The sequence below is a fragment of the Pseudorhodoplanes sinuspersici genome (assembly GCF_002119765.1).
GTDB lineage: Bacteria > Pseudomonadota > Alphaproteobacteria > Rhizobiales > Xanthobacteraceae > Pseudorhodoplanes > Pseudorhodoplanes sinuspersici.
Window position 1 is genome coordinate 2,266,112 of the sequence record NZ_CP021112.1, and the last position, 15,733, is coordinate 2,281,844.

Below are 15,733 nucleotides of genomic sequence, written 5' to 3' on the forward strand. Positions count from 1 at the left end.
CGCAAAATTGCCTCATTGCATGGCTGGCGAACGTAAGAACGGCCCCCCTTGGGGTCAAGTGCAGCTCACCCGCTGGTGAGACCTGCCAATTCTGCATCGAGGATAACTGCCGGGATTTCCATGAGATTTGGCATTTCGGTCCAGACTAGGGCCGCCCGGATTGGTCGGCCTGGGTAAATCCGCTGCAGCAGGGCGCGGTAAAGCGCAAGCTGACGCCGGTAGGGCTGGGGAACGCCGTCCAATACGGTCGGGGCGGGCCGGTTGGTCTTGTAATCGGCGATCAGCACCTCATCTGGCGTGACCACCAGCCGGTCGATCTGCCCGTTGACGATCAAGGGGCGCGTGGCCCCTTCCAGCGTCCCGACCAGGGCCACTTCGGCCCGGCTGCCCGGCGCAAAGAGCGGGGCGAATTGCGCGTCCGCCAGAATGGCAAGGGCCTGCACTGCGATCCGGCTGCGCTCTTCGTCGCCGAGTGCATCGCCGTTGCGGGTCAGGAATTCGCGCGCGGCTGTCTCGCGCAGCGACTGTGGCAAATCGGGCAGCGACTGGATCAGTCGGTGCATCAGCCGGCCACGCAATAACGCCTGCTCGCGTTCGAGCGTACCTGTTCTGCTCCGCTTGTCGACGTCGTCGGCATCGGACGGTGTGATCGCAACGGCGCGCACTGGATCGGGATTGACCTTCTCATGCAGCCAGGCCGGCTCGTTTGTCTTTGCTGTGGCAGCTTTCGTTTCCACACCGGCAACAAGGCGCGGTTCCGATGTCCGATAGCGCCAGATGATACCGTCGCCGTCTTCGGAGGGCGCTTCAATGGTATCGCCCTCGGCGCTTTGGACGAGGGCGTCTTCGATCAGCCGGTACCAGCACTCTTGAGGGATCGGATGTGTGCCGTCCTGCTTCAGCGGACCTGAGACGCCGCAGATTACCAACCGCTGCTCGGCACGCGTCATCGCCACATACAGCAGTCGCCGGTATTCGTCGGCCTGAATCCGCAACGCCGCCTCACGTGCACTCGCCACAGCGGGCGGATCGGTATCTTTCGCCGCGGCCCAGACGAAGCCGTTTCCGCCTTGCAGCGGCAAGTCGATCAGCCGCGGCGGGTGCTGACCTTCCGGGCGGGTGATCGTGTCTGCGAGAATGACGGTGTGCGCTTCAAGGCCCTTCGCCCCGTGCACGGTCATCACCCGCACTTCATCGCGCGTGATCTCCATGTCGCGCTTCACTTCGGCGCTGGCGGCGCGCAGCCACGCGACAAAGCCTTGCAGCGATGGCGTTTCGCGCTTCTCATATTCCAGCGCGAGATTGAGGAATTCGTCGAGCGCGTCATTGGCTTCCGGTCCGAGACGCGTCAGAAATTTCTTCCGCCCTTCGCCGGGGCCGAGCACCCTCGCGTAAAAGGTGAAGGGGCTTTCGCGCAAGGCGGCGTATGTCAGCGCGTCGAGCCTGTCGGCAATCGCTGCGATCGCTCCCGGTTTACTCGAAAGGGCCGCGCGCAATGATTGCTTGCCGCGGTTATGGGCGATGTCGAACAAGTCGTTGTCGTCGAGGCCAAAGAGCGGGCTCTTCAGCACCGAGGCCAGCGCCAGATCGTCCTCCGGCAATAGCAGCGCATCGGCGAGCGCCATCAGGTCCATCGCCGCGATATGCTCGGTCAGCACCAGGCGGTCGGCACCGGCGACCGGAATGTCAGCGGCCTTCAACGCCCGGATGATCGCCTCGAATAACGCACCGCGCTGGCGCACGAGGATCAGCACATCGCCGGGCTTGCCGCCTTTCGTCCGCCATAGCGCGATGTGGCGTGCGATCTTCTGCGCGAGCTGCACCTGCGGGCTGGTTTCCCGCGCGGTATCAAAAGGCGCATCCCAGCCGATGATTTCGCGTTTGTCGTCGGCGACGGTCAGCGGCCAGATTTCGACACTGCCAGGCAGCGCGCTCGGCAAGGCCTGATGCACCGTTTTCTCCGGCAGCGATGACAGCCCGCGATAGGCGATCTCGCGGCCGAATACGGCGTCCACCGCATCCAGCACGATGCCGCCGGAGCGAAACGAGGTCAGCAGTTTAACATTGCGCCATTCCAGTTCAGCGGCCTCGAAGGCGCGCCGGAAATCGTCGCGCATGACGCCGAATTTTTCCGGCGCCGCGCCCTGGAAAGAATAGATCGACTGCTTGTCGTCGCCGACCGCGAACAGCGTGCGCTTGATGTGGCGCGCGCCGGCGCCGGCGGTGAATTCCGACACCAGCGTTGCGACGATCTCCCATTGCCGGGGGCTCGTATCCTGCGCTTCGTCGAGCAGAAGGTGATTGATGCCGAGATCGAGCTTGTATAGAACCCAGGCCGCCGACGTGCGCTGGAACAGCATCAGCGTTCGTTCGATCAGGTCGTCATAATCGAGCAGCCCGCGTCGCGTTTTATCGCGGCGATAACGCCGCATCACTTCATCGGAAATGGTGAGCAGCGCGCGCGTGCGGTCGCGACATTCGGCGGCGCGGCGCCTTTCCAGCAAGACGCAGATGCGGCCTTGTTCTTCTTCCAGTCGTTGTACCCATTTGGGATACCGTTCGCGGAAGGCCTTGGTGACAAGGCGACTCCGTGGCTGCATCTTGTCGGTGCAGAAGATCGAGAGATAGCCGCGCAGCTTCTCACGCCCGTCAGCCAGGGATGCCAAACGCAATTTATCGGCCTGGTCCTGATCGGCCTTGCTACCGCTGGCGAGGACCGTCTGCAATTCAAGCCATTCGGTTAGGGCGATACCGGATGCCTTCAAGATCTGGTTTTCGATATCGCTTGCGCTTTCATGGTCGCTGATATCGAGCGCCTGCGAAAGTTCGGCGATGGCGTTATCGACCGAGCCCGCGCGCTCCACCCATTCGGCGATGATGTCGCGCCGGCCAACGGCCTCGTGAATGAGATCGCGGAATGTCTGATCGGCAGCAGCCGAGATCGCCGATGCCAGCGCGCGGCCGATCGGCGTATCCGGCTTGGCTGCGCCTTCCAGCATTACGTCAAGACTGAGCTTCTCCAGAAGCTGCGTTTGTGTCGCGTCGTCCATCACCTCGAAGCCGGCGCCAACACCGGCCTCGAACGGGAATTGATGCAGCAGTCGCGTACAGAAGGCGTGAATGGTCTGGACCTTCAGGCCGCCCGGCGTTTCCAGCGCCCGCGCAAAGAGTTGCCTCGCACGCTTGCGGGTCAGCGCATCGGGCACAGCGCCGATCGATCGGATCGCGGCATCGAGTGCCGCATCGTCGAGCGCCGTCCAGGTCGCGAGCGTGTTGAACACGCGCGTCGCCATCGTTGCAGCCGCAGCCTTCGTGAAGGTGATGCAGAGGATTTTCGCCGGATCTTCGCCGCGCAGCAGCAGCTTGATCACGCGCTGCGTCAGCACATGCGTCTTGCCCGAGCCGGCATTGGCCGATGCCCAAGCTGAGACGCCGGGGTCGGAGGCTTGATGCTGGCTCTCTATGACAGAGGCCGGAATGTCGGGCCGCGGTTTCATTCGCCGCCCTCGTCGCTGACACCGCCCGTCGCCGACCATTCCTTGACGCGGGCGAGATGATCGTAAGGGCCATAGCTGCGACCGACCCACATCGGCCGCGAGAACGAGCGATAGGGTTCGTCATCGGACGCAAAGCGGATTGCCAGCGCTGCCAGTTGCGCCAGGGCCTTGTCGGCTTCCTGATCAATGGTCGAATTTTCGAATTCGCGCCAATGCTTCTCGCCGCCCGGATTGCCGCCATGCAACCGCAGATACAGCAATTCGGACACGTGCGCGCCGTGCGTTGCGCCAACTTTCTCGAAGCCGCCTTTGCGCAGCATCGCCGCCTGCAAAGTGAGCTGCGGCGCGAGATTGGCGCGGACCTGTTTGCTTGATGGCGGCTGTCCGGTCTTGTAGTCGAGCACGGCAAGCGAGCCGTCTTCCAGAATCTCGATGCGGTCAGCGCGCGCAGTCAAAAGGAAATCAGGCGTCACCTGAAGCCGGCCGTCGATCTCGGCATGAACCGCTGTCACGCGCGCGCGGCGCTCGATCTCCCAGCCGACCAACCAACTGGCGATGCGTTCGAATCGCGGCCACCAGAACGCCTGCGCCTCGGGATAATCGTTCAACGGTGCAAAGGCTGCACGACCGAGTGTGATCAATTCACCGTAAGGATCGTCCGGCAAGCCGCTGGCGAATTTCTCTGTGAAATCGCCGATCGCCTTGTGAATCACCGTGCCGCGATCGCGCGCGCCGGGCGGCGTATCGACCGCATCGAGCGGCTGAAGCCTTAGAATATGCTTGGCATAGATGGTGTAGGGATCGCGCAGCCAATGTTCGATCTCGGTGACCGACAGCCGCTTTGGCCGGGCCTCGCGCGGCGGTGTCGGTGCCGGCCGCTGCGCCGGTGTGATTGTTGCCGGACGATCGAGCGAGCGCGCCCAGTCGAGATATCTGCCTCCACGTGTCTTCACCGCCTGCCAGTGATCGGGGCCTGATACGGCCGAAAGCCGCTGCACGAAGCGTGAGATGACAGAGGGCGCGCCTTCGCGTTTGGTGGCGTAGGTCAGGAACACATCCTTCGCGCCGAGCGCCTGCGCGAAGTCATGCGCGGCAAGGCCGATCCGCCGTTCCGGCAGATCGAGGCCGAGGTCCTGCCGCATCGGACGATTCAGCCAAGGATCGTTGCGCGGCTCTGGTGGCCATACGCCTTCGACAAGACCGGAGAGCACGACGCGATCCGCCTGCTGCAGACGCGCCTCAAGCGGACCATAGATGCGAACGCGCGCATTCGGCGCGCCCGGTCGTCGCACGACATTGTCAGACGCGATCGCATGGAACAGATCGGGATAATCGTAGGGCGTAACAGGAAACTGCGCGGCGCTGCCGCTCGCCGCCACCGCTTGCAGCACGCTTTCCAGCACCTCGCCATCACGGCCGGTAAACGCGGCCGGACCGCCGCCGGTCGCCGACAAGGCTTCCAGCACGCCATGATGGCGCGTTGCGAATTCAAACAGCGGCGCCGGCTTTCTGAGAGATGCCAGCGGTTCGAGCGCTGTCTTCAGCGAGTTGATAAGTGTTTCCGCCCGACCGAGCTCGCTTTCCGAGATTGCGGCACGCGGGTCACTGCGATGCAATTCGCCTTGCTTGGCACGCAGCGTCTGCAACGCATGCATCAGGCCATCGACGCCGGGGCGTGGTCGCGGGCCGCGCAGGATCGCACGTTCCAGCGCTGAGACCGCATGCAGATGCGAGAATTCGCCGTTGTTGGGCCGGCATAGCGGATGCTTGAGCAGCGCCAGCAGCGTCACAGGCTCGCAACCGCGCAAAGCCGTTTCCGCTGCAAGCCGCGCAAACAATCCGGCCTGTGTGTCGGCCAGCGCGTCGCCGCCGGAATCGTCCACCGGCACATTCCAGCGCGCCAGAGCCGCAAGCACGCGCTGCGCCAAGGCGCGATCCGGTGTGATCAAGGCGGCCGTGCGCGTCTCGCTCTCCGGTGTGCCGTCACTTACAGCCTCGCGCAGCGCGAGGGCGATGGCGAGCGATTCCTCTTCCGGATTGGCAGCCTCGATCAGTGTGAGACTCGCAAGCGCATTCTGCTTTTTTGTTTCGAAAAAAAGATCGTTCAGGCGCGCTTGCCAGCTTTCGGTCGCTTCGGCCGGCCGCATTGCTTCGGACACAATTGCTTCGCGTCCGTGAGAGCCGCGCGGTGCGAGATCGATCACAGCATTGCGACTGATCTGCAGGCGCCGCAGGAAGGCCTGCATCGCATATTGCGGATGACTGGGCGCCGGCGCGTGATCCTTGCTGCCGGCGATCATGTCGAAGGCTCGATCCTCGAGATCGGTGTCGAGCCCTGGCAATACCACGGCGCCGTTCGGCAGGTGTGCAATGGCAGCGAGCAGCTTCGCGGTCGAGGGCATCGACGCGGTCGAACCGGCGGCGATCACCGGGCCGCCGCCTGCGCGTTGCAGTCGCGCGGTCTCCGCATCGATCAGCCGGTCGCGCCGCGCTGCGATATCGATCATCTGCCGTTCGTTCAGAAGATTGGGCCAGAGATCGCGAGCGATCTTCAGAAATTCCAGCGTCGCCTCGAAGTAGCGATCCATCTCGCGTGGCACGAGCGTGTCGAGCCTTGACCATGGCACTTCGCGGGTGATCATGTCGTCCTGCAGCCGCGCCAATTCGCCCGCCATGGTGAACGCCGCAGACGGCGAGTTGGCGATCAGCGAGGCGTTATCGTCGCTTTTCATGCCGCGCGATTTCGCCCAGGCGAGAATGAGCTGTGTCAGCCAAGCCTTGCGTTCGAAATTGTCCATCGCGCGCGGCAGCGCCAGCGCCTCCTGCGCAAGCGCGCCTGCCGCTATGTCGGCAAAGACAATCTCGTCCTCATCGATATCGCCGACCGGAACAATGCGCGGCAGGATCGCCGCATCGGTGCCGAGCACGTGCCGGAATACACCCTGAGCAAGACGGCAGGCGCGGCGTGTTGGTAGATAGAGTGTCGCTTCTGCGAGCGCGAGCGGATCGCGCGAGGCAGGAAAGCCATCGATCAGCCGGCCATCGATCAATGCGGCGATCAGCGTCGGCAGAAACGGTGCCGACGGCGGGATGTTGAACAATCGGGGTGAGCGCGGGGTCATGATTCTCAGTTGTCATGCCCGGCCTCGTGCCGGGCATTCACGTCTTAATTATCACGTGAAAAGACGTGGATGGCCGGGGCATAAGGCGTCAAGACGCCGTCTTCAACGGCTTATGCCGGACCATGACGACAATATAGAGGTTACGCCGCGCTTTCCAGAATTGCCTCTTCCGCCAGGGCAATCGCATCCGGCGTGCCCACATGCATCCACAGCCCGTCGAGCCGCAATCCAAACAGGCGCCCAGCTTCGCTGGCTTTCGCGAACAGGCGGTTGAGCGAGAACGGGCCCTGGGGCGCGCCCTCGAACAGGCGCGGTGAAAACACGGCTGCTCCGGCATAAACAAACGGTGCCACCTGGCGCTCAGCGCGCGGCGACAGCCGTCCGTCCGGCGCCATGGTGAAATCGCCGCGCCCCGTATAGCCGATGCTGTGCGTTGCAGCGGCCAGCAGCAGCAAGGCGTCCATGCGCTCGGGATCGAAAGCTTCCGCCAGGCGCTGCCAGTTGCCGGTTACCCCGTCGAGCCAGATCGTGTCGGAATTGACCAGGAAGAATGGCTCGTTGCCGAGCAACGGCAGTGCCTTCACGGTGCCGCCGCCAGTTTCCAGCAGCTGCTCGCGTTCGTCGGAAATGACGATGCGCGGCGAGGTGCGGCTCGCGAGATGATGTTCAATCTGGTCGGCGAGGTAATGGACATTGACGATCGCCGTCGGTACGCCCGCCTGGCCCAGCTTGTCGAGCACATGATCGAGCAGCGGACGGCCGGCGACCTTCACTAGCGGTTTCGGCATGGTCGCGGTCAGCGGACGCATGCGCTCGCCCATGCCAGCGGCAAGAACCATTGCCTTTTGTGGAATCGGATGCACCATGGAATTCCCCGAATGAGCCCTTATCACAGCCCGTCGAATGCGGGGACGTTGTCTTTGTACCAGCGCGCGAGACCGGCGAGCGCCGGATGAGCGAGGGCGCCTTGCAGGTAGCGCCATACGCGCGGCATGTGACGGAGATATTGCGGCTTGCCGTCGCGCTTATCGAGGCGCGCGAAGATGCCGAGGATTTTTGTGGATCGCTGCGCCACCATCACGGCATAAATTGCTCTGAAAGCTTCGGCATCGAAGCGCATGTCCTGCTCGGTGCGCTTTTGGATATAGCGCGCGAGCCATTCGCTCTCGAGCGTGTCCGGCACATCGACACGTGCATCCTGCAGAAGCGAGGCGACATCGTAGGCGGCCGGGCCGATCAATGCATCCTGAAAATCAAGTAACCCGACGCGCGAAATGCCCTGCCGGTTCGGCAGCCAGTGCAGGTTAGGGGAATGAAAGTCGCGCAGCACCCAGGTCTGCGGGCCGTTCAAGGCGGGCTGCAACGCCTCCTGCCAGAGTTTTCGGAATTGCGAGCGTGCCGCATCGTCGGCGGCAAGCCCACGATGAGGAACGTACCAGTCGAGCAGCAGTTCCGCTTCAATCAGGAATGCGTCAAGGTCGTAGCGGGGAATGGTGTACGGCGTCGTACCGCGCACCGGCAGTGTCGCCGGCAATGTCTTTGCGTGCAGCGTTACGAGAAGATCGACGGCTTCCTCATAGCGCGATGCGATCGGTGCGGGCGGTTGACCGGCGACGAAGACCTCGGAACCGAAATCTTCCAGCAAGAGGAAACCATTCTTGAGGTCGGCAGCATAGATTTCGGGCGCGGAAAATCCTTGCGCGCGCAGTCCATCCGCCATCGCCACGAATGGCGTTACGTCTTCGGCGAGATGTGCGATCGCGCTGTAAGGTTTGCCGTTGCGCACCGGCGGCCCGTCCGTTCGCTGCGGCGCATTCATCAGGATCGCGGACGAACCGTTGCTGCGGATACGTTCATATATGCGTGTTGAAGCGTCGCCCTGCATGCGCTTGCGATCGGCAACAGCAAGCGACGCATCGTGGAGAAAGTTGCGCAGCGCGGCGATCCGTTCGACCCGTCGTCCCAGCTTGCCATAGCCGGTGACGCGTACGTCGCGATAATCCAGCGCGCGGGATGGCGACAGCTGAAAAGACAGATCGATTCGATCGGCGGGGAGCCAGTCGCTGGCGCGATCCGGCCATTCCATCAGCACGACCGAGCCGTCCGCGAGATCGTCAAGGCCGAGTTCCGCCAGTTCGTCCCTGCCGGACAACCGGTACAGATCGGCATGGACGATCGGGAAGCGCGGCAGGTCATAATTCTGGATCAGTGTGAATGTGGGGCTTGGTACCGGGATCGCGGCGTCGCCCGCAAGGAAGCGAATCAGCGCGCGGGCAAAGGTGGTCTTGCCGGCGCCCAGATCGCCGGACAGCGTGACAAAGTTGCCAGGTTCGAGCGCATTGGCGATTTCCGCGGCAAAGCGGGTGGTGGCCTGCTCATTGTCGAGCGCGACGGTAAAACTCGTCTCGCGGGAAAGGGTGGTCGTCGCCGCCATCGTTGCCAAGCAGGAAGTCCATCAGATCGAGATACGCCTGAACACGCTTCGCACGTTTTGGCGCCGATCTCCAGTTTTCGGCATGATGGTTAGGCCGCGGCGATGCGCTCCGCGGTCGGCTGGATCGGGAAGGTGCAGGTCACGGTGGTTCCCTGGCCGACCGCCGAATCGATGCTGACCGTGCCGCCGTGCAATTGCACGAAGGACCGCACGATCGATAGGCCAAGCCCGGCCCCCCGGTGCTGGGAACCCAGCGGATGGGTCTCAAACCAGTCAAAGATGCGGTTCTTCATCTCGGGAGGGATGCCGGGACCCTGATCCGTGACCGAAAAGACGACGGAGTTGTCAGTTCGCTCGGCATGCATGCGGATGGTGCTGCCGGGGGGCGAAAACCCGACCGCGTTGGACAAGAGATTATAGAGGATTTGCCGCACCCGACGCTCATCGGCGGAGAATTCGCCGATATTGGCCGGGACGTCGATATCGAGCTTGATGTTATCTTTCATCAACCGGTCGCCGATGCCTTCGGCGGCGGCATTAACGGTCTTGCGGATATCGACGGGGCCGAGCGTGAGCGTCATCGCGTCGGCATCGATGCTGGCGAGATCGAGAATGTCGTTGATCAGCGCCAGCAGTGAGTTGGTCGAGACGGTGATGTATCCGAGATATTCGGATTGCTTGCCGGTCAGCGGGCCGGTCGAAGGATCGCCGAGGAAATGCGCAAAGCCGATGATGTTGGTCAGCGGCGAGCGCAATTCGTATGACACATGATGCAGGAAGTTGATCTTGATCTCGTCGGCGGTCACCAGCGCTTCGTTGCGCTCGCGCAAGGCACGTTCGACATTCACGCTGTCGGTGACATCCTGGAAAGTAACGAGTGTCGCGCCATCGGGCAGCGGCAGGGTGGCGACATCGACAACGGTGCCATTGCGGCGCTCGAGGCGGCCCTGCACGGACTCGCGCTGGCCGATCGAGGTGACCGCTGTACGGAGCGCGCGCATGGTCTGATCTTCAGGCTGAAGTGGCGCACACCAGGCGATGACCGCTTCGATATGCGGCCGTTCCGCCAGTGCTTCGGCCGGCAAATTCCACATGTCGGCGAAAGCCGGATTGTGCAGCCGCAAACGTCCGTCGCTGGCAAACACCGCGACCGCTTCGGCGAGATTGTCGAGCGTCTCACCCTGCACGCGGATCAATGCGTCATAACGACGTTCGAGATCGAGGCGTTCGGTGACGTTGTCGAACAGATAGGTTACGCCGCCTTCGGTGTTCGGTGTTGTGACGACGCGCAAGGTTCGGCCATCGGGCAGATGCCATAGGTCTTCCTTGGCTTCGAGCGCGCGATAGGCTTCGTGTAACTGGTTTTTCCAGGAGCGGAAGTCCTGCTGTTCCGGCAGCTTGCGGGAGGCGCGCAGGCGGTCGAGGACGGCGGTGTCCGTCGGACTGTGATCGAGATAGGACGCGTCGAGGTCCCACAGCGCGCGGTAAGCCTCGTTGTAAAAGCGCAAGGTGTGATCGGCGCCGAAGATCGCGACACCGGTGGCAAGCTGATCGAGTGTGCGACGATGCGCATCGATCATCCGCGTCATCTCGGCCTTGAGATTTTCCAGCTCGGTGAAATCGACGCCGATGCCGGCGCTGCCTGCGCGCGTCGGCATTTCGACGACATCGAAAATCCGACGCGCACCGGCAATCACGGTCGGTACGCGGTTGCGATAGGGCGTATGGGTGCCGAGTGTACGGGCCGCTTCCTCGCGCACCGACCGGTCAAGCAATTCGAGATTGCGCTCGACCGCCTCGTTGGGATCGGCAGCTTCCACTGCACCGGCATAAGCTGCGTTGACAAAATCCAGTCGGCCTTCGCGGTCGCGGGCCCAGACTGGGAAGGGCAGCGAATCGACCAGCGTGCGGAGCGCCGTCATGTCGTCGACCAGGCGCTCGTGGCGTGCGGCGAGGGCCGCGAGTTCGCCCTTGATGCCGCTGACATCGCGCAGCCGCATCACCGCGCGGCCGCCGATCGCCCGGCCTTCGGCCTCGATCGACTTGCCGCCCAGCGTATTCAACGTCATGGCGAAGGCTTCGCCATTATTGCGCAGTCGATCCACCGCGCTTTGCATGAGTTGCGCCTGATCGGCCGCGAGCCACGATCCGAACGCCAGGACACGTTGCGGTATGGTCGCGAGCGTCACGATGGTGACGTCGCCGATGATGTCGGGTTCGTCGGAGCCGGCAGCCCAGGCGACAACGATTTGTGGTTCGGACAGCAACAGCGCATTGACGCGATCGTTTTCGGCAGACAGCGTCTCGATCTCGCGGCGCGCGGCGGCCTCGGCGAGGCTGGCGCGCTGGCGGGTCCGTACCAGCATGATCGATGTGACGACACCGAAGGCGATAACGCCAAGCGTCAGGCCGAGCGCGGCCAGTTCGTGACGGTCGAAGCTTGTCAGGGCATTGAGATAGGCGCTGAGCGGAGGCGCATCTTGCGCATAAGCACTCCTCGACTCGAGCGTGGTCCACGCCGCAGTCGTCAAGGCAATGTCCCTGCATCGCCGCAGAACGGCACCCCCGGCGCCGGTCAACCGATTCATTCCCGCATACCCAGTTGCCCCCAATACCGGCCTGTCACCGTGCGCGTGTCCGGTGCAAACCCGTATTGTCGTGAGGACGCAAAGCGAATGAGGGGCCGCATATCCCCCAACCCGAATCGCTTGACTTTACTCCCAACGCGAGTCGCGCCGTAAGAGTCCAGATCGTGAACGCAGAGGTGTGGTTCAGGGTGCCGCGGCGGTCTGCGCTCGTTTCACAAGCTCATGGAGATGAATGGTGCCGAGCGCCGAGGCGAAAGCCTGTTCAGCCTGTTCGAGGGCCGGTAACACTACGCCGGCGACCAGAAACGAGCCGGGCAGTGGATTGTCGGATGCATCCTCGACCGTGCCTGCGGCGCGCAGAATCTCGTTGGCCGTGATGTCGGCTTTGTCGCGGCCGAGCGCATAGCCGCCATGGGGACCGCGAACACCACGCAAAATGCCATCGTGCACCAGCGCCTGCAGGACGGGCTCAAGATGACGGGGGGGAAGCCCCTGCCGCGACGCGAGCGCTTTGGCTGAAACGGGACGCGATTCGGAATTGAGGGCGACATCAATGACCGCTGCAATGGCCAAGATACCTTTCCGCGACAGCAACGGCATTTCCATTTTACCCGCAATTGCGCTTATGGGGTATAACGGTATTAAATTAGATGCCGCTGTTCCAGCCTTTCATCGCACCCTATCGACACTTTTTGTACCCGTAGAGCCAAAGCCGCCACTTCCGCGTGCTGTTTCGTCGAGTTTGTCCATCAAACGGACGAGCGCATGTGACACGGGTGCGACAACAAGCTGCGCAATTCGCATTCCCCGCGTCACGGCGAATGCTTCTGCGCCGTGATTGATCAGCAAAACGCAAACTTCGCCGCGATAGTCCGAATCAATCGTGCCCGGCGCGTTGAGAATCGTCACGCCGTGTTTGGCCGCAAGCCCCGATCTTGGGCGGACCTGGCCTTCGGTCCCGTTGGGCAAAGCGATGACGATACCAGTTGGAATCATTACAAACTGACCCGGCGCGATGGTGACTGATTCGCTTTCAGGTACGGCGGCGATAAGGTCCATGCCCGCGGCATTTGCAGTCTGATAGGCAGGCAGCGGTAAACCGACCGCGTGCGGAAGCTGCACGATCTGTAATTCCAAATCACTCACTGTTGAGATCCGTTCAATACTTGCGCCACGCGCGCCATGAGGGTGCGCGCGACGTCATCCTTGGATTGAGGGGGCCATGACTCGACGCCACCAGCTGTTACCAGATGCACGGTGTTGCGGTCACCACCCATAATGCCGGTCTGCGGCGATACGTCGTTAGCGACGATCCAGTCGCAGCCCTTGGTTTTCAATTTCGTTTTCGCGTGCTCGAGGACATGTTCGGTTTCGGCCGCAAAACCGACCACAAGCCGGGGCCGTCCGCTTTTCAACTTCGCCACCGTGGCGAGGATGTCCGGATTCTCGGTCAGCGTGAAGGATGGCGCATCGGATTTATTCTTTTTGATCTTCTGCGGCTGCGCATCGGCGATGCCCCAGTCGGCGACGGCGGCGGCGAATATCGCCACATCGACCGGCAGAGCTTTTTGCACAGCCTCCAGCATCTGTTTTGCCGTCGTCACATGGATCGGCGAGATCCGCGCCGGATCGGGCACATGCACGGGACCGGAGACAAGGATAACCTCGGCGCCGGCGGCCGCCGCGGCTGCGGCGATGGCATGCCCCTGTTTCCCGGACGACCGATTGGCGATGTAGCGAACAGGATCGATCGGTTCATGCGTCGGGCCGGAGGTGATCAAGACACGCTTCCCGGCAAGCGGCTTGTCTGCGGCGGCCGATGAAAGAATGCGTCGCGCTGCCTCGACGATTTCGAGCGGCTCGGCCATGCGGCCGGTGCCGGCTTCGCCGCTCTCGGCCATCTCACCGTCATTGGGTCCGATCAGTTGCGCGCCGTCGGCGACGATACGCGCAACGTTGCGCTCCGTTGCAGCATGATGCCACATCATCGGATTCATCGCCGGCGCCACGAGGATCGGTTTATCGGTCGCCAGCAGAACGGTGGTGGCGAGATCGTCGGCATGGCCATTGGCCATCTTGGCGATCAGATCGGCGGTCGCCGGAGCGACAATGATGAGATCGGTGTCGCGCGCCAGCCGGATATGTCCGACATCGAATTCGCTTTGTGGATCGAACAGATCGGTGAAGGCGCGCTCGCCGGCCAGAGCGCCGACTGACAGCGGCGTGACGAATTCATGCCCGGCTTTCGTGAGAATGCAGCGCACATGCATACCGCGCTCGCGCAGCCGCCGGATCAGGTCGAGCGACTTGTAGGCTGCGATGCCGCCACCGATGATCAGGAGAATGCGCTTGCCGGTCATGAGGTCTCAGCCGATGCACAGATAGTTAGCATATTTGCCGTTAGCATATTTCGGCGTTCCGGGCAGAAACGGAAGCGCCGAGACCCGCCCATAGTTAATGCGCGGCTCTATTTGATCAGCCAGACAATATAGACCAGCAGCGCGGCGATCACCCAGAGCGCGACGGCGGTCCAGCGGTTTCGCCGCGCCTCGGCGCGGCCGATATTGGCCACCGTCTCGGGCGATAGCACGATGCCGTTGCGGGTGGCCGCATCGAGCTGTTCGATCAGAACGGCACCGCGCGAGAGCAGGCCTGGCACCTGACCCATGAAACGGCCAACTTCGGCCGTTCCCTCTACCGCGCCGGCGACACGGCCAACAGGACCGAGATGGCGTTCGATCCATTCGCGCACCACCGGATCTGCGGTGGTCCACATATCGAGCTTCGGATCGAGCGAACGGGCAACACCTTCCACCACCACCATGGTCTTTTGCAGCAGCAGCAATTCTGGCCGGGTGCGCATGTCGAACAGGCCGGTGACCTCGAAAAGCAGCATCAGCAGCTTCGCCATCGAGATTTCATCGGCGGAGCGTTTGTGGATCGGTTCACCGATGGCGCGGATCGCCTGTGCGAAATCGTCGACCGAGTGATGGGCCGGTACATAGCCGGCTTCGAAGTGCACTTCGGCGGTGCGGCGATAATTGCGGGTGATGAAGCCGTAGAGAATTTCGGCGAGGAAGCGGCGCTCTTTCGCGCCCAGCCGCCCCATGATGCCAAAGTCGACGGCAACGATCCTGCCGTCACGATCGACGAACAGATTGCCCGGATGCATGTCGGCGTGGAAGAAGCCGTCGCGCAATGCATGACGCAGGAAGCTCTGGATGACCGCCCGCGCCAGTTGCTTGAGATCGTACCCCTTGGCCTCCAGCGCCGCGCGGTTGGACAGATGCGTGCCGTCGATCCATTCCAGCGTCAGGACGTCCTTGGCGGTGCGGTCCCAATCCACCGCCGGTACACGAAAATCCGGATCGTCCTTGGTGTTCTCCGCCATTTCGGACAGCGCGGCGGCTTCGAGCCGCAGGTCCATTTCCAGCGCCACCGAGCGGCGCATGGTTGCCGCGGTTTCAACGAGACGCAGACGTTGCGCTTCGGCGGAAAAAGATTCGGCCTTCCGCGCCGCGAAGGCGAATGCATCCTGATCGATTCTGAAACGGCGTTCGATGCCCGGCCGCAGGACTTTGACTGCGACCTGTTTCAAGCCTTCATCGGTCTGCACCTGTGCACGGTGCACCTGCGCAATCGATGCCGCGGCGACAGCCGGGCCGAATGAGGTAAATACATCCTTCAGCGGCCGGTCGAAGGCGCGCTCGATGGTGGCGATCGCCTCGGCCTGCGGAAACGGAGGCATCCGGTCCTGCAGGCTTTCCAGTTCGTGCGCGACTGTCGCTCCGACGACATCAGGCCGTGTTGCCAGAAATTGTCCAAGCTTCACGTAGGTTGGGCCAAGCTTCGTGAGCGCGGCCGCAAGTCTGCCGGCATGACTGGCTTTGCTCGGCCGCTCGATCAGACGTGCGAGGCGCAGGCCCACGCGCGCCGGAAACGGCAGTAGCGTCGGATCGAGGTCGCTGAATACGCCTTCGCGCGCGAACACGTAATTCGCGCGCAGCAGCCGGACGGAATGCGTCAGGGCGGAGATCATGCTCTTGTCATTCCGCGGGTACTCGCACTCGGCTTGTTCGTTCGCTGGCAATG

9 protein-coding genes are annotated in these 15,733 nt (G+C 62.7%); all 9 read right to left on the minus strand.

Annotated elements, in window-relative coordinates; genetic code table 11:
* Nucleotides 1-65: 65 nt before the first annotated feature.
* Nucleotides 66-3,497: a double-strand break repair helicase AddA gene (addA, locus tag CAK95_RS11010; RefSeq protein WP_183044238.1), complete on the minus strand. Its 3,432-nt coding sequence runs from the start codon at nucleotides 3,495-3,497 to the stop codon at nucleotides 66-68.
* Nucleotides 3,494-6,619: a double-strand break repair protein AddB gene (gene addB / locus CAK95_RS11015; RefSeq protein WP_086087960.1), complete on the minus strand. Its 3,126-nt coding sequence runs from the start codon at nucleotides 6,617-6,619 to the stop codon at nucleotides 3,494-3,496. The genes addA and addB overlap by 4 nt, the downstream gene beginning before the upstream one ends.
* A 140-nt stretch (nucleotides 6,620-6,759) precedes the next feature.
* Nucleotides 6,760-7,485, minus strand: coding sequence for a nucleotidyltransferase family protein (locus CAK95_RS11020; RefSeq protein ID WP_198343828.1), 726 nt, complete (start codon nucleotides 7,483-7,485; stop codon nucleotides 6,760-6,762).
* Between the two features lie 23 nt (nucleotides 7,486-7,508).
* A complete protein-coding gene (gene tsaE, locus CAK95_RS11025; RefSeq protein ID WP_086087961.1) occupies nucleotides 7,509-9,053 on the minus strand; it encodes a tRNA (adenosine(37)-N6)-threonylcarbamoyltransferase complex ATPase subunit type 1 TsaE in 1,545 nt (514 codons plus the stop codon).
* Nucleotides 9,054-9,142: 89 nt separating this feature from the next.
* On the minus strand, nucleotides 9,143-11,584 hold the full coding sequence (locus CAK95_RS11030) for a sensor histidine kinase (RefSeq protein WP_198343829.1): 2,442 nt from the start codon (nucleotides 11,582-11,584) through the stop codon (nucleotides 9,143-9,145).
* Nucleotides 11,585-11,824: 240 nt separating this feature from the next.
* A complete protein-coding gene (locus tag CAK95_RS11035) occupies nucleotides 11,825-12,247 on the minus strand; it encodes an RrF2 family transcriptional regulator (protein WP_342588003.1) in 423 nt (140 codons plus the stop codon).
* Between the two features lie 63 nt (nucleotides 12,248-12,310).
* Nucleotides 12,311-12,787, minus strand: coding sequence for a dUTP diphosphatase (gene dut / locus CAK95_RS11040; protein ID WP_425349685.1), 477 nt, complete (start codon nucleotides 12,785-12,787; stop codon nucleotides 12,311-12,313).
* Complete coding sequence (gene coaBC / locus CAK95_RS11045; protein WP_086087964.1) at nucleotides 12,784-14,001, minus strand: bifunctional phosphopantothenoylcysteine decarboxylase/phosphopantothenate--cysteine ligase CoaBC; 1,218 nt, start codon at nucleotides 13,999-14,001, stop codon at nucleotides 12,784-12,786. The genes dut and coaBC overlap by 4 nt, the downstream gene beginning before the upstream one ends.
* 107 nt (nucleotides 14,002-14,108) lie before the next feature.
* Nucleotides 14,109-15,680 carry a 2-polyprenylphenol 6-hydroxylase gene (gene ubiB / locus CAK95_RS11050; RefSeq protein WP_086087965.1) on the minus strand — a complete coding sequence of 524 codons (1,572 nt, stop codon included), beginning with the start codon at nucleotides 15,678-15,680 and terminating at the stop codon, nucleotides 14,109-14,111.
* Nucleotides 15,681-15,733: the final 53 nt, after the last annotated feature.

What these genes read in the sequence shown, in the direction of transcription:
- addA (WP_183044238.1), bottom strand. Translation starts at nt 3,497, where the DNA reads ATGAAACCGCGGCCCGACATTCCGGCCTCTGTCATAGAGAGCCAGCAT.
- addB (WP_086087960.1), bottom strand. Translation starts at nt 6,619, where the DNA reads ATGACCCCGCGCTCACCCCGATTGTTCAACATCCCGCCGTCGGCACCG.
- CAK95_RS11020 (WP_198343828.1), bottom strand. Translation starts at nt 7,485, where the DNA reads ATGGTGCATCCGATTCCACAAAAGGCAATGGTTCTTGCCGCTGGCATG.
- tsaE (WP_086087961.1), bottom strand. Translation starts at nt 9,053, where the DNA reads ATGGCGGCGACGACCACCCTTTCCCGCGAGACGAGTTTTACCGTCGCG.
- CAK95_RS11035 (WP_342588003.1), bottom strand. Translation starts at nt 12,247, where the DNA reads ATGGAAATGCCGTTGCTGTCGCGGAAAGGTATCTTGGCCATTGCAGCG.
- coaBC (WP_086087964.1), bottom strand. Translation starts at nt 14,001, where the DNA reads ATGACCGGCAAGCGCATTCTCCTGATCATCGGTGGCGGCATCGCAGCC.
- ubiB (WP_086087965.1), bottom strand. Translation starts at nt 15,680, where the DNA reads ATGATCTCCGCCCTGACGCATTCCGTCCGGCTGCTGCGCGCGAATTAC.